The sequence below is a fragment of the Lutimonas sp. genome, assembly GCF_051011215.1.
GTDB lineage: Bacteria > Bacteroidota > Bacteroidia > Flavobacteriales > Flavobacteriaceae > Lutimonas.
In genome coordinates, this window is sequence record NZ_JBPCUJ010000029.1 from 1 (window position 1) to 22,143 (window position 22,143).

Sequence of the window (22,143 nt, forward strand, 5' to 3'; positions counted from 1 at the left end):
CTGATATTCCTTATTCTAATATTTCAATTTAATTCAGTTTCAAAACCAGGAATAATCATGCTGGCCATATTCTTGAGTTTAATTGGAGTATTCAGTGGGCTTGTTGCCACGGGAAGTTCATTTGTGATTATGATGACGATGATGGGAATTATTTCCTTAGCAGGGATCGTAGTGAACAACGGAGTGGTATTGCTAGATTATACACAGCTATTGATCGATAGAAAAAAGGCAACACTGGAATTAGATGAAGATGATTATTTAGAAAAGGCCGACTTACTTGAAAGTATTGTAAAAGCTGGTAAAGCAAGGTTGCGTCCTGTTCTATTGACCGCAATTACCACTATCTTAGGCTTAATTCCGCTGGCCGTTGGTTTTAACATTAACTTCTATACCTTGTTTACAGAATTTGATCCGCAAATCTATGTGGGGGGAGACAATGTAGTGTTTTGGGGACCACTGGCATGGACCGTAATCTATGGATTATTTATTGCCACCTTCTTAACACTGGTGGTTGTACCGATTCTGTTTTATTTGGTAACCAGATTCAAAATGTGGTTAAAAAGTAAATCCAAACCCACAGAAAAAATGGCAGCATAAAAATAAAAAAACCGAGCAAAGCTCGGTTTTTTTTATGTCTAGAACCAGAATCCAACATTGATATACCAATAGTCCTGATTGTTATCCGGATTCCATGAATACAGCAATTCTATGGGGCCAATAATTGTATTGATGCCATAACCTGCTGCATATCCCGATCGGGTCTCCTCGAAAATCCTTCCGTCATTCCAGATATCATCATTGATTCGTCCAAAATTCCCTGTAAAGGATAAAAAATTCTTTTTAAACAACTCGTACCGCACTGTCAAGGCAGTTCTAAGGAAAGCAGATTCATTCAATTCTGCAAAACCATACCCGTAAAACGGAACGAATGTGTTGATATAGTTTTCATTATATCCTCCTAAATGATAATCGAGTACCTGGTTTTCATTGCTCCCTAAAGTTACGCCAGCTTCAGATATAATATGCGTTGTCAATTTATCAAAAAAAGTATAGGCAAAACCTACCCTGCCCGACAATTGCGCAAAAGTGTTGAAATTATTATTAAAATCACTCGACACCCCATATAGCAAATATTCACTATTTAAAAAGACCCCTTTTTTAGGAAAATACTTGGTGTCATAAGTGTCCAGCATAATTTTTCCAAAAGCATTTAAAAAATGACTTTTCTCAAAGTATATCCTGTTGGTCTCATCATCGATGATTTCATCAGTAAAAGTATTTAAAAACTTATGCTCCAGCCCTATTCGAAAAGCCCATCGATCTTTAATAGTCGATTGCAAAAAAAGTCGGGTGGTAAAATCAATATACCGAATCGGTATCTTTAATCCTGTTTGAAGCTGGCCACCTGATCTTACCTCGGGAAGTGTGCTGGAAACAATATCAGCCTTAAAAGTATTATACCTCGTATTTAAGCCGAAACTCCAGTTGAAACCATTGTCATAAAAATAATCAATATTATACCGGATATTATCTCCTACAATAAAATCCGCAGAAATAAAGTCATTCTTAAAGAACAAGTGTTTATTGGTCAAATTGACTAAAATACCAGTTTTGTAAAGATCATCATAGTGAGCTCCGAATTGAATTAAGGTCTCTTCCTTATTCTCTGAAATATCAAACTCTACCCTGGTACCGCCTTCCACCGGAGTTAATTTATAAAAGACACTCTCAAAATTTCCGGTAGCTGTTAACACATCAATTCCTCGCATAAAATCACTTCTACTGATGATTTCGTTCTTCTCCAGTCCTAATTTTTTAATACAGTATTTATCCGTATAGTTTCTATTACCCTTTATGATGATTTCTTTGAAGATAAATTCGTCCTGTCCTGGATTCGTATGAATCGACCTTTGACGCACCCCTCCTTTTTGTCGCAACGCGAGCGCTTCCAGAGTATCCATTACTTTTAACATGGCAAGCGCTCCTTTCTTCATAATCGCTTCACTATCATCAAATGAAAAAGTTGTGAACTCATCCAGTTCAGGTCTGATGTACAAATCAGACATTTCAATTTTGTCCTGCAGTTTATTATACATCTGGAATCCTGCAATCTGCATCAGAACTTCCGGTAGGGTGTTGATGTTTTCAATATCTCTTAACCCTCCTGAAACATTGACTCCAATAATATAATCTACTCCTTTCTCTTTCATTTTCTCCACAGGGAAATTATCCGCAATTCCTCCATCAACCAGTACCTGACCATTAACTTTTACCGGGGTCAGCAGGCCCGGAAATGAACCACTTGCCCGAATTGCTTCCGGCAGAAATCCTTGATCTAAAACCACCTCTTCTCCAGTTTCGAGATTTGTTGCAATACAAAAGAAGGGAATGTCTAATTTGCTGAAGTCTTCTACTCCATGCACATGCTCAGTCAATTCAGAAAAAATATTAAAAGCATTTTGGCCTTTAGAAACAGCCGATGGCAATTCGATTTTTCTTTTTACCAAAGGAAGAGATATGGCATATTTCCCATCATTTTCCTTTTGATAAAAGGAAGAAACTTCTCTTGGCAGATCATCCCTGACTAATCCATTCAAATCATGTACTCTGAGCACTGAATCTAATTCTGAGGCATTATATCCAGAAGCGTACAAACCTCCGATTATGGCACCCATACTCGTGCCGGCTATGTAATCAACCCTGACACCTGCCTCTTCAAGCTTTTTGAGGACCGCCACATGAGCAAAGCCTTTTGCACCACCACCACTGAGAACCAAACCAACTTTGATCTCTTTTTCAGTAAGCTCAGGTTCTTGGGCATAGCTTGAATAACTGCCAAAAATGCATAAAAAAAGAAGGATGTATTTCATTCAGTCGATTTTGGGGGATGTTCGATTTTAAAATGCTGGCTCACTTTTGAAGCCTTGTCCTTACCTATAAGTTGCTCAAGATCCTCAAACGTTGCAGATTTAATCCTTTTTATTGACTTAAATTTTTTTAACAAGGTTAAAACTGTCTTTTCTCCAATGCCATTGATGTTCGATAAGTCGCTATTGATAGCTCCTTTACTTCTCTTATTTCTATGGTGGGTAATTCCAAACCGATGTGCTTCGTTTCTGAGCTGTTGAATAATTTTCAGCGATTCTGATTTTTTATCAAGATATAAAGGAATGGAATCTCCGGGATAATATATTTCCTCCAGTCTTTTAGCGATACCGATAATGGCTATTTTACCACGAAGACCCAAAACTTCCAGGCTCTTCAATGCCGATGATAGTTGCCCTTTCCCACCATCTATTACGACGAGTTGCGGTAGGTCCCTTTCCTCTTCCAACAAGCGCTTATAACGTCTGTGTACCACTTCTTCCATAGAGGCATAATCATCAGGGCCTTCTACTGTTTTTATATTAAAATGCCTGTATTCTTTTTTGTCTGGTTTTCCATTTTTAAAAACAACACAGGCCGCCACAGGATGGCTTCCCTGTATATTCGAGTTGTCAAAACATTCTATATGTCTCGGTTCTTCCTTTAATCGCAAGTCTTTTTGCATCTGCGCCATGATCCTTTTGGTATGCCTGTCTGGATCCACAATCTGAATCTGCTTAAATCGTTCTTGTCTAAAATATTTAGCATTTCGCACTGATAAATCAACGATTCTTTTCTTATCCCCTTGTTTAGGGACCGTCACTTTTACAATTTCCCCAATTTCTACTTTTATGGGAGTATACAATTCAGATGATGTTGATTTAAACCGATCCCTAATTTCTACAATTGCCAGTTCCAGCAGGGCTTTATCATCTTCATCCAACTTCTTTTTAATCTCAACGGTATGTGATTGGATAATAGCCCCATTGGTGATCTTAAGAAAATTGACATAAGCAAACACTTCATCCGACACAATACTAAACACATCCACATTAGTAATGCTAGGGTTCACCACGGTCGATTTCGCTTGATAATTAGACAGCAATTCTATTTTTTCCTTGATTTTATGAGCCTCCTCATATTCAGCCTTCTCAGCAAATTCATACATCAGCTTTTCGAATCTCTTTAAGGACGATTTAAAATGACCTTTTATTATATTTCGAATCTCCTTGATATCCTGATCGTATGACGCCTCTGACTGTAATCCTTCACATGCTCCTTTACAGTTTTTAATATGGTATTCCAGGCAAACTTTGTACTTTTTGTTTTCTATGTTTTCAGCCGACAAATTATAGGCACAACTCCGCAAGGGGTATAATTCCTTGATCAGCGAAAGAATGGCCCTCACCGTTTTTACAGATGTATATGGGCCATAATACTCAGATCCATCCTTCCAAACATTTCTTGTTAAAAACACACGAGGAAAGGATTCTTTTTTAATGCAAATCCATGGATACGTTTTATCATCTTTGAGAAGTACATTATATCTTGGCTGGTACTTTTTTATCAGGTTATTTTCTAATAATAAAGCATCTGTTTCTGTTTCAACAACAATATGTTTGATATGGGCAATTTTTTTAACCAATACCCGGGTCTTGCCATTTTCATGAGTCTTTGTGAAATAGGAGGCAACCCTTTTTTTTAGGTTTTTTGCTTTACCGATATACAAGAGCTTATCAGTACGATCATAGTACTGATATACACCAGGTGAATTCGGTAATGACTTAATTTGTACTTCTAATTCCAACTAACAACTTATACTTAAAATAATACTTCCTTTTCACACAGCAATTGACGCCCAAATCCGGCAAATTCAAAAATTTAGAATTAAATTTTAACCAGAAGTTGAATTCATCATTTTGAATTCACTATTTTTTAGATAAAATTCTTCTCTTTATCACATTTCTCAACTTCAAAAAAAATCGCATTGAAGAAATAATTTTCAAATTCTTGTCAATTCAATAAAAATACAAATCTCTGCCCACAAGGCCTGTTTATCACGTCTTTATAGCTCGGTAATTCGTATTTTTACATCCACATTCGAAAACATAAAAATACGTTTTTAATATTCAAGGATATGAAATATTGGAAAAAACTTAGTCACGCAAAACTTCAATCCAGAATTGAAGTAGCTCTAAAAGAAAATGTTGATTTTGAAAATGATACCTCTCTTGGTTACCCAGCTTCGAAACTGGATGATAAGGTGTTTTACAGCGATGCTCCTTTTTTAAAAGATGCCCCTACACTGAAGACCTATGTAGCCAACCCGAATCATATCGGATGCCATACCTATGGTTCTTCTGAAAGTGCCTTTAAAGGAACACAAGAAATTGAAAGAGAAGTCTTACGTGTACTTGCTGTCGATTTTTTCAAAATGGAAGATGAACAATTTGATGGCTATATAGCTCCAGGAGGAACCGAGGCTAATATTCAGGCGATATGGGTGTTCCGAAATTTTTACAATCACAAATTCAACGCAAAGAATTCTGAAATTGCAATCCTTGCTTCTGAAGATACACATTACTCCATGCCCAAGGCATCTAACATTCTAAGCTTAGATCTTTTGAGTATCCCTGTCAAATTTGAAGATAGAACCATCGATCCGATTGCCCTTGAAAAAATCGTGAAGGAAGCAGTGGCTCAGGGAAAAAAATACTTTATCGTGATTGCCAATATGGCCACTACGATGTTTGGTTCAGTAGATGATCCTGATGTATATACGGATCTTTTGGAGCGTTTGGACCTCGATTATAAATTACATATTGACGGAGCCTATGGTGGATTCGTTTATCCCTTTAGCAATCTTAAATCAAAGATTAATTTCTCAAACCCAAAGGTGTCTTCCATTACCATTGATGCCCACAAGATGTTACAGGCTCCCTATGGAACGGGTGTGTATTTGAGCAGAAAAGGTCTTATAGAAAATGTGCTGACCAAAGAAGCCGAATATGTTGAAGGTATGGACCTAACTTTATGTGGAAGCAGATCGGGTGCCAATGCGATCGCAGTATATATGATTCTTTTTACCTACGGTCCTTATGGCTGGTATGAAAAAATCAGTGTGTTACTGATGCGTACCAATTGGTTTTGCAAGCAACTTGATATGCTCGAGATTCCATATTTCAGAGATGAAAACATGAACATTGTTACCATGTATTCATCTCATGTACCCAAAGACATTGCTGAAAAATTTGACCTGGTACCGGAACAGCATAATGACAAAAATCAATGGTATAAAGTGGTCATTATGGATCATGTTGAAATAGATAACCTATTACAACTTATTGATGCGCTTAAGGAGCGAATGCAAGTGACCTAAGTAGTAAGTTCGTGCTCTTCTGCTATTATTTCAGAAGCATCAGGTTTTTTTTTAGGGAATATAGTCTTGTTAAAGACGATTAATAATCCTACTCCGGAACTAATTGCCGTATCAGCTACGTTAAATACTGGGTCAAAAAATGTTAAATTTCTATTTTCAAAAATAGAGAAATGATCGCCTCCTAAGAGCGGCAACCATTCAGGAAAATCGAAACTAATACTTGGAACCCAATCCGGTAACATGGTATCTACGATCGGGAAGTATAACATGTCGACTACTTTGCCGTAAAACAATGAATTATACCCACCTTCAGGAGGTAAAAAAGTGGCTACTTGTCTGTAACTGTCACTAAAGAAAATTCCGTAAAAAACTGAATCTATAATGTTACCAAGCGCTCCCGCAAATATAAAGGCAATGGCAGTTATTAATATTTTATGTGCCTTGTTCTTAACCGCATCGTACAACCAATAACCTATACCAGCGATAGCGACCAACCTGAAAAGCGTTAAGAAGAGTTTCCCTGACTTCCCTCCAAACTCCTTGCCCCAGGCCATTCCATTATTCTCTAAAAAGTGAATCCTGAACCAGTCCAGCCCAAAAACCTTAATTTCTTCACTAAGAACAAAATTCGTTTTAATGTAAATCTTTGATACCTGATCTATCAAAAGTATGACGATGATAATAATAATGGCTCTTTTCACAAATATCTTTTCTTTGGTCTGACTAAACGAACTTTTTTGGCGCTACAATAATACTAAAAATTAACCTTTTGATTCATACAAATAAATATTTGCCATAATAGCTCTTATTATAAGTGATGTATCTGTTTCCTTCCCTTTCTTTTCAAAAATATTATTTTCTCTAACTGGACTCTTACCTGGCAGGTCTGTTACTAAAGTGCCCAAATTTGTTTTAGCAAAAATATCCGTATGAATCATATTTTTTACAAAGACACTTCCGGTATTCAATTCTATATGAGTATCATAACTCAGGCGATTTAATTTCACTATACCATCTTCAACTTTGAGGTTGATCACCCCATCATAAGCGTCGGCATAAAAATTTCCTTCTTTAAAGGATATAAATAAAACCTTGTTTTCAGGAATATAGATTTTGTAAGATGCGTAATTAGGTTCAACCGAACATACCTTGTCTTGGTCAAAAGTCTCTTCCGCGTTCAATTGTTGATGCCCTTGAATAACGATATGGGATGCTTGTTCGCTTAATTGGAATTTTGGTGTCTGTAACTCCCCTTCTGCCCGAACTACAATTTCTGAACCCGTGCTGCTAAAAACTTCAATATGATCGATAAGATCAAATTCTATAAGAACATTATCGAGTTGGGAATCAATTCTCTTCTCGACAATTTTCTGGCCATAAGACCAATAAGAAAACAGTAAAAGGACCCATAAAAATGATCCTTTTATTCTGTTATATCTATTGCTTCTTCTAATATTGTTGGTTTTTTGCCTCAATACTTAGCGTGGCGTGAGGAACTAATTTTAAACGCTCCTTTTTAATAAGGTTTCCTGTGACCCTACAAATTCCATAAGACTTGTTCTCAATTCTTAAAAGTGCATTTTTTAGATCTCGGATAAATTTTTCCTGTCTGATAGCCAACTGCACATTGGCTTCTTTCGACATGGTTTCTGATCCTTCTTCAAAAGCCTTAAAGGTTGGAGAGGTATCATCTGTACCATTATTACTGTCATTTTTAAACGTACTTTCTATCAAACTTAAATCGTGCTGTGCGTGTTTGATCTTTTCTTCTATGATCGATTTAAACTCTGCTAAATCCTGATCTGAGTATCTTACTTTGTTATCGCTCATCTCTATACTTTTTCTAAAAACAATGCTGTATTGACTTCATCAAATACAATATCATTCCCATTTTCAACTTCTTCCTTTAATATTAATTCTTTTGTTAGTGTTTCATTTTTAATATATGCTTCATTCGCTGCTATTGCCTGATCAACTATCCCATCTTTCTTAATATATAGTTTGATCCGATCCGTAATATCAAGGCCGCTTTCTTTCCTTAAATTCTGAATTCTGTTGACCAGTTCTCTGGCAATTCCTTCATTCTTTAAGTCCTCTGATATAGAAACGTCCAAAGCTACTGTTAAATTGCCTTGATTAGCAACTAACCAACCTTCAATATCCTGGGTTGTAATTTCAACTTCTTCTAATAAAAGTGTTGCTTCTTTCCCATTGATCTCCAGGTTTATTTCACCTTCTTGATCTATAACTCCAATCTCTTCTTCCGACATCCCATTTACGGCCTGAGCAACAAATCGCATGTCTTTCCCATATTTTGGTCCGAGGACCTTGAAATTAGGTTTGATATTCTTAATCAAGATACCTGAAGCATCCTGCAATAACTCAATTTCTTTTACATTCACCTCCGAAATAATCAAACTGGATACAGCTTCAATATCCAACTTATCCTGTTTATCAGTAACAGGAATCATTATTTTTTGCAAGGGTTGGCGAACTTTAATCATTTCCTTTTTCCTAAGCGATAACACCATCGATGAAATTGATTGTGCTTTCTGCATCTTTCTCTCCAGAGACGAATCGATCAATGCGCCATCAGATATTGGAAATTCACCCAAATGTACAGAACTTAATTTATTTTTAGAAACGTTTTTTGTTAAATCTCGGTACAAATTATCCATAAAAAACGGAGCGATCGGAGATGACATTTTACTGATAGTCAACAAACAGGTGTGCAGTGTTTGATAGGCTGAGATCTTATCTTTCTGATATTCACCCTTCCAAAACCTTCTTCTGCATAATCTGACATACCAGTTACTCAGGTTTTCACCCACAAAATCCTGAATGGCTCTTGCAGCCTTTGTTGGCTCATAGTCATTATAATATCCGTCTACCTTGTCAATCAAAGAGTTTAATTCCGATAAAACCCAACGATCTATTTCAGGTCTTTCATTGATGGCAATATCCGGCTCTGAATAAGTGAAGTTATCAATGTTCGCATATAATGAGAAAAATGAATAGGTATTGTATAAGGTTCCGAAAAATTTCCTTCGAACCTCTTCAATCCCATCAATATCAAATTTCAAATTATCCCAAGGGTTGGCGTTGGAGATCATATACCATCTGGTGGCATCCGGTCCATACTTTTTCATGGTCTCAAACGGATCTACCGCGTTGCCCAATCTCTTAGACATCTTTTTACCATTCTTGTCTAAAACCAAACCATTAGAGACAACATTCTTATAAGCGACACTGTCAAAGTTCATAGTAGCTATGGCATGCAAGGTATAAAACCATCCTCTAGTCTGGTCAACTCCTTCTGCTATAAAATCAGCTGGAAAAAACTCATTATTATCAATTTTATTGCGATTCTCAAATGGATAATGCCACTGCGCATAAGGCATAGCTCCTGAATCAAACCATACATCAATCAAATCAGATTCTCTTGTCATGGCCTTCCCAGAATCAGATACTAATACAATTTGATCAACGATATTTTTGTGAAGGTCTACCTTGTCATAATTTTCCTCGCTCATGTCACCGACTACAAAATCTTCAAAAATGTCTTTATCCATAAAACCTTTTTCTACAGATTTTTTCATTTCAGATTTTAACTCTTCTATGGATCCAATGATGATCTCTTCCGCCCCATCCTTAGATCTCCAAATCGGCAAAGGAGTACCCCAGAATCTTGATCGGGACAAATTCCAGTCATTGGCATTCTGCAACCAGTTACCAAACCTGCCTTCGCCTGTTGATTTAGGCTTCCAGTTGATGGTTTGATTCAGGTCGTACATTCTATCGCGTTTGTCCGTGACTTTAATAAACCAGGAATCCAAGGGATAATATAAAATCGGCTTATCAGTTCTCCAGCAATTTGGATAGCTGTGCTTGTATTTTTCAACTTTAAATGCCCTGTTCTCTTCTTTGAGCTGTATTGCCAGCTCGACATCCACAGATCGTTCAGGCTCTTGACCCTCATCATAATATTCATTCTTCACATACTTCCCACCATATGCACCCATATTGCCTATAAACTTACCTTGTAAATCTACCAAAGGAACTGGATTATCAAATGAATCCAACACGAGCATAGGAGGAACTTCAGGACTGGCCTGTTTGGCTACCAAGGCATCATCAGCTCCAAAAGTAGGTGCCGTATGTACGATCCCTGTACCATCTTCTGTGGTCACAAAATCACCAGCAATCACTCTAAACGCATTTTCAGCGTTTTTATAAGGCAAAGCAAATGGAAGTAATTGCTCATACCGCGACTCCACTAAATCCGCTCCTTTGCATTCGGCAACAACCCAGTAAGGAATCGTTTTGTCTCCTTCTTTATATGCTTTTAAGTCATCTTGAGTTTCAACTTCTTGAAACTTCTTACCCATTTGATAAGCAACCAATTTTTTTGCGAGTACAACATTGATTGGTTCAAATGTATACTGGTTAAAGGTTTTTACAACTACATAATCGATCTTCTTTCCTACTGTAAGCGCCGTATTTGAAGGAAGTGTCCAAGGTGTAGTCGTCCAGGCTAAAATAAATATCTCGCCATCGATAGTTTGTAACTGTTCAGGCAAACTATCTTTGATAGCTTTAAACTGAGCAACAACCGTGGTATCTGTTACATCCTGATAGGTGCCGGGTTGATTTAACTCATGAGAGCTCAAACCTGTTCCTGCCTTTGGAGAATAGGGTTGTATGGTATATCCTTTGTAGAGTAAATCTTTGGTATATAATTCTTTGAGCAACCACCAAAGTGTTTCCATATACTTTGGTTTGTACGTCACATAAGGATCATTCATGTCTACCCAATGACCCATCTTTTTGGTCAGATTTTCCCACACATCCGTATACCTCAGCACCGCTTTTTTACATGCCTGGTTATACTCCTCAACGCTGACTTTTGTACCTATGTCCTCCTTGGTTATTCCAAGTTCTTTTTCTACGCCCAATTCTATGGGTAAACCATGGGTGTCCCAACCAGCTTTGCGCTGCACCTGGTATCCTTTTAAGGTTTTATAACGACAGAATAGATCTTTAATAGCCCGACCCATAACATGGTGAATTCCAGGCAGACCATTCGCCGATGGCGGGCCTTCAAAAAACACAAAAGGCTCCTTACCTTCTCGGGAGCTGATACTTTGTTCAAATATATTGTTGTCCTCCCAAAATTCGAGAGTTTTATCGGCAATGCTCGGAAGATTTAATCCCTTGTATTCATTAAAAATCTGACCCATGTTTTCTTGCGAATTCTATTAAAGCCGCAAAAGTACATATTTTCTTAAAATTTTCGTTCATATCAAACAAAAAAGCATCCGCCAAAAGACAGATGCTTCACTTGTTCTTGTTGATTTTCAGTAAATTATTTTTTAATCACTACAAATTCTGTTCTTCTGTTCTGCTGATGTTGTACTTCTGAGCATTTAACCCCATTTGAACATTCATTGACCAATTTCGTTTCCCCAAATCCTTTACCGGTAATTCTTCTTGGATCTGCTCCGATACCAATCAGGTATCGCACCGTCTCAGAGGCTCTTTTTTGAGACAGCCACATATTGTATCCATCTCCTCCTCTTGCATCGGTATGAGCGCCAAATTGTATGATCATATTCGGGAATTTTTCCATGAGACGAACCACTTTCGCCAGATTCTCATAAGAACTTTTGGCAATATCGGCTTTGTTCAATTCAAACTCAATTGACTTCACGTTTAAAACTTCCTTCCCATTCATTTCTATGAATTCCTTTTCTTTCAGCTTTATGGCAATTACATTCTCATACCCATTTTCTCTTGAGGTAACAAATGTTGTATCCGCTTCGAAAAAACCATACTTATCTCCGCCAATCTTATAACTTTCATCGCATTTAACCTTGAAGAAGAATTCTCCGTCTTTTAATGTTTCTATCCTTCTTACCTTTTCTCCTTTGCTATTATAGATCGCTGCAAAAGCATTTGGTAAAGGTTGTTCTGACTTTGCATCCACAATTACACCCCGAATTACCTGATCACAAATCGGATTCACGGTTAATTCCTTAAATCGATAGATATCATCATCTCCTTTACCTCCACGTCTGTTAGACGAAAAATACCCTCTTTGAGTATCTCTATTGATAATAAATGAAATATCATCTCCTTTACTGTTCATTGGCTTACCAAGGTTGATCGGTTCTGGTATGGAACCGTCAAGTTTTGTCATGTAAATATCAAACCCTCCTTCGCCACCTGGCTTATTTGAAGAAAAGTATAAGATATCCCCATCGACAAAAGGCGAGTATTCTTTATACTTGGAATTCACTGTAGGTCCAAGATTCTTAGGTGCTCCGTAATGACCATTATTAATAGTGGCCACATAAATATCTGTTCCTCCTTCGCCTCCCGGCATATCAGAAATATAGTACAACTTCTTGCCATCTTTTGAAACAAATGGATGACCTGTACTGAATTTATCGTTATTGATTGTGAGGGTTTGCACATTGGTCCTACCTCCGGAAACACCAACATTTGCCCTAAATATCTTTAGATTTCCAGATCGAACCTTTCCGTCCATATAATTATTAGACGTAAAATAGATTTGACTTAGATCAGGTGAGAAAGCAACCATAGCATCGTGGTATTTTGAATTCACGGCATTAGAAAATGGTCTTACCTTGGTAATTTCACCATTGGCTTCAACATTACCTATGTATAAATCCAAAAAAGGCTGGTCATTACCATCCCAGGTTTTATTTGAAATTCCATTTTTTCTCGATGAAGAAAACACGATTTTATTCGGACCGTAAAAGGTTGTTCCAAAATCCCCATTTTCGGAATTGGCCTCCAGGCTTTTTACCTCATATTGCGCAGCAGTTAACTGAGCGAAAGAAGCAACAGAATAACACAAGAATATAATGAAGAATAATCTTTTCATACGTTGATAATACTTTATTAAAAAGCCAACGAAATTCGTTGGCTTTTAGTATTCAAATTGATTACATTTTTATGATCACAAATTCGGTACGCCTGTTCATCGCGTGTTGTGCCTCGGTACATTCGACTCCATCCGAACATCCGTTGATAAGTTGAGTTTCTCCATATCCCTTTCCGGTAATCCTACTCGGATCGATGCCGCTGTCAATGATATAGTTTACAGTAGAAGCTGCTCTTCTGGTTGACAACCAGGTGTTATAACCCACAATACCTCTTGAATCTGTATGGGAACCTGACTCGATTATCATATCAGGATATTTATGCATCAGGTCAATCACTTTATCCAATTCTATTTTCGCATCCTTGTTTAAGTAAGATGAATTCAGTTCGAAATAAATTGGTTCTATATTTACGACATAGGTACTTGGTCTGACTTTTACTATTTCTTCTGGTAAAACCTCCGGAAGTCCTTCTGGTTTGTCTTCAACAATAGCGACTGGAGCTTCTGCCTGTTCTACTATTTCTCCGGTTCCCAATAAGATCAAAAGTTTTAATTTCTTATCTGCTTCCATCGAAGTGGTTAAAGACTTGCTCTGAGTCGTATAGCCTTCTTTACTACCTTCTAATTTATAACTTGTGTCACAATATACCGGAAGTTCAAAAACACCTTCTTCATCAACGACCACCTCTTTCACTATGTTTCCATCTGTGTCTTTGATCGCTACCACTGCTCCACGAATAATTTCAGTTGTGTTTTGGTCTCTCACCTCTCCTGTGATCAACTGACTGCATTTAAATACAACCGGTTCTTCTTCGATAAAAGAGTAAATATCATCGTCACCTTCACCACCACTTCTGTTTGAAGAAACATAGCCCTTTCTCGTTTTTGAGTTGATAATAAATGTAAAATCATCAGCACTTGAATTGATCGGAGCATTTAATTGAATTGGCTCTGGTGTATAATCAACCAAACGTGTAGCATACACATCAAAACCTCCCATTCCACCATCTTTATCAGAAGAAAAATAAAGAACTTCACCATCTACAAAAGGTGAAAATTCTTTAGCGGAAGAGTTAATCTTCCAACCTAAGTTTTCCGGATTACCAAAACCACTTTGGTTGATAGCTACTTTAAAAATATCTGTTTGTCCATATCCTCCCGGCATGTCAGAAATAAAATACAGGGTTTTCTCATCGGGACTTAAAGCAGGATGTCCGACTGAATATTCAACATTATTAAAAGGCATTGGAATTACATTGACCCATTCACCTTTTTCGTTCACAGAAGCTTTAAACATGGCCAAATTGGTCATTTCTTTTTCACTTCTGGCTAATTTCTTATTGTAAAAATTATTTCTGGTAAAATAAACTGTTTTCAAATCTCTGGTAAAGACAACATCGGCCTCATGATAACGCGTGTTCACTTCTCCTTTCATCAAGGTCACATTGTCAAGATCTCCATTTTCCTGGATCTCTCCTACGTACAATTCTAAATATCGCTGATTGTTATCGACCCAAACATCATTCACAATAGAAATTCCTTTTTTAGGTGAAGCAAAAACCAATTTGTCTTCGCCATAAAAAGCCGTTCCAAAATCTGAATTCTTTGAGTTTACGGTAAGTCTATTAATTGCATACTTTCCTGCCCCTTCTGTCTGGGCATAGGATACTCCTATCGAAAATAAGAGTAATGCCAAAATGTACTTTTTCATAAATTCCCCTTTTTTATGTTTTTTATATAGTCCTAGAAAAATCTAGGAGACTTCAAATTCTTCTTTGAGAAGTCAACATCATATAATAAAATGATTTCATGTGAACCTCCGGTTTGCGAATTAGAGAACTCAGAAATTGTATAATCATACGCGTATCCAATTCTAAAGTCAGGGGTAACTCCAAAATTAAATAGAATACTCACAGCATCTTCTATTCTATAACTTGCTCCCAATTCAAATCTATCATATAACAGGAAGTTGGCATTAATATCAATTGATACTGGTGCTCCGGTAACTCCTTTGAACATCAAAGAAGGTTTGAATTTTAAAGTACTTGATAAATCAAATACATATCCACCTGTTAAAAAATAATGAACTTCTTCTGAAGCTTTAGTATTGATATTATCTTTATCTAAATGCTCAGATTTTAAAATATTCGGAACCGAGAAACCAGCATACCATTTATTGGTATAATAATATACTCCTGCCCCAAAATTCGGAAATGCATCGTTAATGTTTTCATCAAATATTGGATCTCCAGCACTTGATGTTTCGGGTAATACTACATCTAACAGATTCACATTTAACAATGTCACACCTCCTTTTAATCCGAAGGCTAACCTTCCTTCGTCTGATGTGGTTAACGTATAGGAAAAATCAGCATAAATATTTTGCTCTTTCGCAGGGCCAATTTCATCAGCAATCACTGAAAGACCAACTCCCACTTTTTTTCCTAAAGGTGCATGAGCATCAAAAGTAAATGTTTTTGGTGCTCCGTCAACACTCGTCCACTGGCTACGCCCCAATAAACCTAAACTTAAGGTTCCTCTTGAACCAGCATACGCTGGATTTACAACGTTCATGTTGTACATATATTGTGTATACTGAGGATCTTGTTGCGCTTTGGTCTCGTTAAAGAATAATAAAAAACCAAAAGCTAAGAAAATTGTTATTTTTTTCATTTGTTAAATTTTACTCATTTGACAATCAGCTTGTCATTTAATAGTAATGAAATCATCGAGTATCCACAAATCACCTCATTACTCCCCTTTATTTTAAAAAAGAACAGTGCGCTTTGTAAACGCCCTGTTCTTAGTATTCCTTAATAATTTACGTACACCCAGCCTTTGTCTGGCGACTTATTACCATCATTATATTGAATCAGGTAAAAATAAGTCCCTGCAGGCACTAACTGCCCTTTGCTCAAGGTCATGTTTCCGGTAGATCTTCCATCCCACCAGTCAGGATTCAAACTACCGTTATTTAAGTACTTGTACACACTGTTACCCCATCTGTCAAAGACTTCCATGGTAAAGTCTGGAGTCTCAATTAATCCAGGCACACTGAATACATCATTTTCTCCATCTCCATTTGGAGAGAATCCACTAGGTATCAATTCTGTATTAAATCTTAGTTGTGCTTCATCAGAAACCAATAATAAGTTTGGATCACAGGCGTAATCAGGTGAACTCAATACTACTCTGTATAGATTTCGTTCGAATCGCCCTCTAACACCAGTGATTCTTAATCTATCGGAATTTACGCCGGAATAAGCGCCACCTTCAGTTAATTGAACCCAACTGGTACCATTATCTCTGCTTTCTTCCCATTGGTAGAATGTGGCAGTTCCTGAAACTTCAAAAACAGCATCATCCCCTAAAGTAATCTCTTGGTCTTCTGGTTGATTTTCAATAACTGAAGGTTCTCCGAACTCTTGAAAGTCAAAGACTCCATTAGCATCTAAATCGTTAGGAGTTGTGTATCCGCCTTGCTGATCAATTACCTGACCTACGGCATTAACTGTAACAGGAGATATCCCTAAAATTCCGTCACCATCACTATCGTCAAATCCTGCTTCTCTTACGTCAGCACAACCATCACTGTCTGAATCCAATGATATTCTATCTGGAATTCCATCAAGATTAGTATCCGTTACCTCTCCTTCAACTGTATCAAAAATTCCATCATTATCATCATCTACATCAATGATATCCAAAACTCCATCTTGATCTGAGTCAGGTAATCGATTAAAGAAGGTGTTTTGCGAAATTTCTCCTGTATCACAAGCCAAGGCAACATTTGTAAGAATTACTCTATAAAACTCAAAATAATTGTCAATCTCTATATTGGACACTGTCATATTGGCTGTTGATGTTCCACTATATTGACCTCCATCAGCTAAGTCTATCCAATTAACATCATCAAGGCTGACTTGCCACTGATATCCTCCTCCAACTCCTACTACAGAGAAGGTAGCACTTCCATTGAGTACAAAGTCTTGTGGCTGGGGCTGAGAATCTATTGAGCCACCTACACCGAACTCTCTAAAATCTGGCGTACCATTTCCATCCAAGTCATTTGGAGTCGTATAACCGTCAGTCGCACTAGTCACTCTACCAGTTGCATCAACCACCGGAGGATTTTGAGTTCCTAACAAACCTGAACCATTTTCTGTAAACCCTGCCTCGGTAACATCGAAACAAAAATCATCATCAGAATCCAAATCAAATTGATTTGCAACACCATCATTATCAGTATCGTATTCTGGTGGTACTGGCTGACCTGAATCAAGAAGAGGTGGTAAACCATCATACTCAGTAACATCTAAGATTCCGTCGTTGTCATCATCTACATCAATAGCATCTGGAACACCATCATTATCCGCATCAAATACATTAATATTCAATACGGCCTGATCTGAATTTAAAATTGGATTAGGATCACATACATAATCTGGCGATGTCAATTGAACTCTGTAAATATTTCCATCAAAAGTATCCGCAGGAGAAGTCAATGTCAACTCACTCGTTGTTGCACCTGAATAAACTGCATCATCGACAACATTATTCCAAACGTCGCCAACAGCATCATATAACTGCCATTGGTAGAAAGTAGCATCCCCAAAGACTTCAAATGAAGCATCATCGCCAATTTGGATTGTAATATCTTGAGGTGGTACAGTAATCTCCGATGCCGAACCTGCTTCCTGGAAATCAAAAATTCCATTGCCGTCTAAATCAGCCGGGATCGTATACCCATCCGTGGCGCTTATTACCTGACCATTGGCATCAACGACCGGAGGAAGAGCGTTTCCTAATTCTCCATTTCCATTATCTTCAAAACCAGCTTCAATAACATCAAAACACAAATCACCATCGGCATCTAATTCCATTCTATCAGGAATTCCATTCCCATTACTATCTGTGGTCATTCCTTCTACCGTATCAAAAATACCGTCATTATCATCATCGACATCAAAATCATCAAAAACACCATCCAAATCAGTATCTACCTGATCTTGTATGAAACCAACTTGTACTGAATTAAATTCTAAACCACAGGCAAAAGCAACGTTATTTACATATACCTGATATTGGTAAGAATACTTACTGGCATCTGTTATTGTAATTTCTAAATTTGCAGTTGATACTCCTGAATACTCTCCACCATCAACTAGATCCACAAAACCGTTTCCATCTTGTCTGTCTTCCTGCCATCTAAAAGTATCAATGTTCCCGGCAACTGAAAAAGTCACAGTACCTGGAGCTAATGGCTGATCGGTAGGAGAAGTTGTTATAGTAGCTTGACTACCAGTCTCTTGAAAATCAGGAACTCCATTACCATCCAAATCATTTGGTGTTGTATAACCATCTGTTGCACTTATTACCAAACCAGTTGCGTCAACTACAGCCGGGTTAGCATTCCCCAATTCTCCTCTACCATTTTCTTCAAAACCTGCCTCCAATACATCAAAACAGAAATCACCATCTGAATCTAAATCAGTCCTGTCAGGGAAACCATCTCCATCAGTATCTCTATCGACTATTCCATTATCTTCAACCGTATCTAAAATTCCGTCATTATCATCATCAACATCTACCACATCAAAAACGCCATCTAAATCAAAATCTCCCGGAATCACAAATCCTACTTCTTCTGAGGTAGTAGTTGGATCACAATCATAGGCAACATTCGAAACAATCACCCTGTAAAGATTGAAAACACTGCCGTAATCTGCAGGAGATGGCACAGTCAAGTTGGCCGTAGTTGCCCCGGAATATCCACTACCATCAACTACATCAATCCAGGCTCCAACGCCTCCAATTCTTTCCTGCCATAAATAGGTAGCATCGGACGCTACTGCATCAACAGTCACAGAAAAAGTTGTGCTTTCAACCACTATGTCATACACCTGATCAACAGGCTGTGCAGTAATGCTTGCAGCAACTCCCACTTCCTGGAAATCCGGGATTGAATTTCCATTTAAATCATTCGGGGTTGTATATCCATCTGAACCACTTGTAACCTGGCCAAAAGCATCAACGGTAACCGGGCTATTTCCTAACTCACCGTTACCATTAACATCTGTAAATCCAGCTTCAGCTACATCAAAACAAAAATCACCATCTGCATCGAGGTCAATTCTATCCGGTGCTCCATTTCCATCCGTATCTCTGTCAAGGACTCCATTATCTTCTACCGTATCTAAAATACCATCATTATCATCATCAACATCAACAATATCAAATACACCATCCAAATCAAAATCATCTGGTGTGATATAACCCACATCCACAGAAATGGTTGTTGGATCACATACAAAGGCGCTATTTGAAACTATTACCTGGTATCTATATAATAACTTCGTTATATCACTATTTGTAACTTGTAAATTCGCTGTTTCAGCTCCGGCATAATCTCCTGTATCAATTATATCAACAAATCCGTTACCGTCTTGCTTGTCTTCCTGCCATTGATATGTATCAGCGTCTGAAACTACAGTAAAAGTTGAAATTCCAATGATTAGATTCTGGTCGACTGGTTCTGTGGTTATTGCAGCAGCCAATCCAGCAACCTGAAAATCAGGATCAGCAGATCCGTTATTGTTGGCTGGTGGCGTATAACCATCTGTTGCGCTGGTTACCATTCCATCTGCATCTACAACCGGAGGCAAAGTATTTCCTAGCATATCTGCTCCGTTATTCTCAAAACCAGCTTCTTCAACATCCGGACATCCGTCGCCGTCTGCATCAAGGTCAATTCTGTCAGGAAATCCATCCGTATCGGTATCTCTATCTACAACACCATTATCTTCAACTGTGTCAAGAATTCCATCATTATCGTCATCAACATCTACAATGTCAAATATACCATCCAAATCAAAATCATCTGGAGTAATATAGGTTACCTCAACCGAGGTTGTTTCCGGATCACATGCAAAAGCAATATTGCTAACAACAACTCTATATCGATGCAACAATCGCGATACATCTGTATTGGTAACCACCAAACTTGCTGTTGTAGCTCCCGCATATTCACCTGGGTTATCAGCAATTACAGTCCAGTTAAGTCCATTATCAATAGTCTCTTCCCACTGATATGATTCATCACCTGCAGCCAAATCAGTCACTACTGTAAAAGTCACATCGCCAATGATCAATTCCTGATCAGTAGGTTGAGTTGTAATATTCGCTGCAAGACCAACTTCCTGAGAATCAAGAACTCCGTTGCCGTTTAAATCATTCAGTGGACCATATGCATCAACAGGAGAATTAATAGCCCCATTATCATCGCTTATAACCAAACCATCAGCATCTACATTTGCTGATGTCAATATTCCGGTACCTACATATCCATCAGCATCTTCATCTCTTACCCCGGCCTCAGTCGAATCAAAACAACTGTCTCCATCCGCATCTAATTCCAACATATCATCAACACCATTGGTATTTGAATCACCTGGTTCATCCGTATTTAAAATCCCATCATTATCTGCATCGAGATCAGAAACATCAGGCACACCGTCTCGGTCCGTATCCAACTGAATCACCAAGAAATAATCTTCTACTTCTCCGTTATTAACGATTCCTCCGGGATCATTTGCCGTCAATATATCTGTTGTAGTTCTGAATCTCGCATAGCTATCGCCCTCTAGAATATCAACTCCATTAGCGACAAGGTTAGACCATGTTAGAGTAACTGATCCAGAACCACCATTTGGAATTGCAATGGTAGCAAACTCATCTGCGTCAAATGCACCTGATCTGTCAAAATCGATCCATGCATAAATGTTTGCCGGAGAACTGGTATTATTTGTATAATCCACATCTACTGAAAAATTATCAGTTGAAGTTGAAATCCCCAATAAATCTAAAGGATCAACACCATCTTCATCCGCTACCTTATCTGTATCATCCCCATCAGCATCCGCTCCCGGAAATCCATCAAATTCATCATCGTAAACAGTTCCTAAATTCAAATCCCCATCTCCAATAATATGCTGTGCTCCTCCATTTGCATTTGTCGTTGCATAAGAATCAGGAGCATCACCAAAGTCATAAATCACAGGTGGCCTTACAATCCAGCCACGCAGGATTAACTGATCCAAGGCATCAATGGAGCTTGCCGGTATATCACCCGGGTTTCCTGTTAAATTTAAAATATGTCCAAAGCCTCCTGTGCCATAAGCCTCCACGTCTGTAATGACTTGTCCAATAGAAGCAGTATTCAATAAGTTGAACTCCAAATTAATCAAGGCCAGCATATTGTTTCCACTTAAATCAATAGTAGTTAATTGATTACTGGAAACATCCAAAAATTCAAGATTAGGAATTCCCGCAACGTCTGCAGTCGTTAAATCATTAAAACTGGCGTCAAACTCTTCAAGGTTCACATTATTAGAAATATCAATCGCTGCCAGCGAATTGTTATTCAGATTTAATCTCGTCAAAGCCACATTGGTGCTCACGTCGATTGCTAAAAGGTCATTACTTGGCATCTCCAGAATCTGTACATTCTCCATATTGGCCAAATCTACAAAGCTAATTTCACGCCCTGGCGCAAGCAATACCGTTACAAAATCAAAATCATCAGTACTCGTTATGGTAATTGTAATATCCTGATTTAACGTATTATCGCTAAAATCAAAATTTGGATTATTACCTGTTCCCGGAATATCAGCAGGAAGTCCAGGTCCGGAAGCCAACCATGTTAGAGCTGCCCCTCCTGAATTCGTAAAATTGATCGACCAATTAACATCATCAGAAGTAGTGATAATCGTAATATCCTGCTGCGCATAGGTATATGCAAATGAGAAAAACATCAGAAAGGCTAAAATTCGATGCCTTAAGGATATACTTTTCGAATTACCGTAATTGAAAGTAAAGTAATCTATATTCATGTGTGTAATTTTATTTTGTTCTAACACATGGAAACTTTGAGATTAAAACGATTAGTTATCAAACTAATGTAATAATTGTTTTAATCGCGTCGTTTTCA

12 protein-coding genes are annotated in these 22,143 nt (G+C 37.8%); 2 read left to right on the forward strand and 10 right to left on the reverse strand.

Going from position 1 to position 22,143, the window contains the following annotated elements:
- The coding region (locus ACR2MV_RS03290) for an efflux RND transporter permease subunit (RefSeq protein WP_434020473.1) at positions 1-597 on the forward strand (597 nt) is incomplete at its 5' end.
- Positions 598-635: 38 nt separating this feature from the next.
- Here ACR2MV_RS03290 and ACR2MV_RS03295 read toward each other — a convergent pair.
- Entirely contained in the window at positions 636-2,870 is a 2,235-nt protein-coding gene (locus ACR2MV_RS03295) for a patatin-like phospholipase family protein (RefSeq protein ID WP_434020474.1), read from the reverse strand.
- Complete coding sequence (uvrC, locus tag ACR2MV_RS03300) at positions 2,867-4,672, reverse strand: excinuclease ABC subunit UvrC (protein WP_434020475.1); 1,806 nt, start codon at positions 4,670-4,672, stop codon at positions 2,867-2,869. Before uvrC ends, ACR2MV_RS03295 begins: the two co-directional genes overlap by 4 nt.
- 330 nt (positions 4,673-5,002) lie before the next feature.
- On the opposite strand from uvrC, the gene ACR2MV_RS03305 reads away from it, so the two are divergent.
- Complete coding sequence (locus ACR2MV_RS03305; protein WP_434020476.1) at positions 5,003-6,244, forward strand: pyridoxal phosphate-dependent decarboxylase family protein; 1,242 nt, start codon at positions 5,003-5,005, stop codon at positions 6,242-6,244.
- On the opposite strand, the gene ACR2MV_RS03310 is transcribed toward ACR2MV_RS03305, so the two are convergent.
- From ACR2MV_RS03310 to ACR2MV_RS03345, 8 genes are all read right to left on the reverse strand, one after another.
- Positions 6,241-6,951, reverse strand: a complete 711-nt coding sequence (locus tag ACR2MV_RS03310) for a lipoprotein signal peptidase (protein ID WP_434020487.1) — start codon at positions 6,949-6,951, stop codon at positions 6,241-6,243. The two genes, ACR2MV_RS03305 and ACR2MV_RS03310, sit on opposite strands and share 4 nt — an antisense overlap.
- Before the next feature lie 54 nt (positions 6,952-7,005).
- Positions 7,006-7,719 carry a hypothetical protein gene (locus tag ACR2MV_RS03315; protein WP_434020477.1) on the reverse strand — a complete coding sequence of 238 codons (714 nt, stop codon included), beginning with the start codon at positions 7,717-7,719 and terminating at the stop codon, positions 7,006-7,008.
- The gene (locus tag ACR2MV_RS03320) at positions 7,694-8,074 is read right to left on the reverse strand and encodes a TraR/DksA family transcriptional regulator (protein WP_434020478.1); all 381 of its coding nucleotides are present in this window, start codon (positions 8,072-8,074) and stop codon (positions 7,694-7,696) included. Before ACR2MV_RS03320 ends, ACR2MV_RS03315 begins: the two co-directional genes overlap by 26 nt.
- Positions 8,075-8,076: 2 nt before the next feature.
- Positions 8,077-11,484 (reverse strand): isoleucine--tRNA ligase, encoded by a 3,408-nt coding sequence (gene ileS, locus ACR2MV_RS03325; RefSeq protein WP_434020479.1) that lies wholly within the window; start codon positions 11,482-11,484, stop codon positions 8,077-8,079.
- Positions 11,485-11,609: 125 nt separating this feature from the next.
- Positions 11,610-13,154, reverse strand: coding sequence for an OmpA family protein (locus tag ACR2MV_RS03330; protein WP_434020480.1), 1,545 nt, complete (start codon positions 13,152-13,154; stop codon positions 11,610-11,612).
- Positions 13,155-13,215: 61 nt separating this feature from the next.
- On the reverse strand, positions 13,216-14,865 hold the full coding sequence (locus ACR2MV_RS03335) for an OmpA family protein (protein WP_434020481.1): 1,650 nt from the start codon (positions 14,863-14,865) through the stop codon (positions 13,216-13,218).
- 32 nt (positions 14,866-14,897) lie between these two features.
- A complete protein-coding gene (locus tag ACR2MV_RS03340; RefSeq protein WP_434020482.1) occupies positions 14,898-15,827 on the reverse strand; it encodes a PorP/SprF family type IX secretion system membrane protein in 930 nt (309 codons plus the stop codon).
- Positions 15,828-15,967: 140 nt separating this feature from the next.
- Complete coding sequence (locus ACR2MV_RS03345; protein ID WP_434020483.1) at positions 15,968-22,045, reverse strand: gliding motility-associated C-terminal domain-containing protein; 6,078 nt, start codon at positions 22,043-22,045, stop codon at positions 15,968-15,970.
- Positions 22,046-22,143 lie beyond the last annotated feature (98 nt).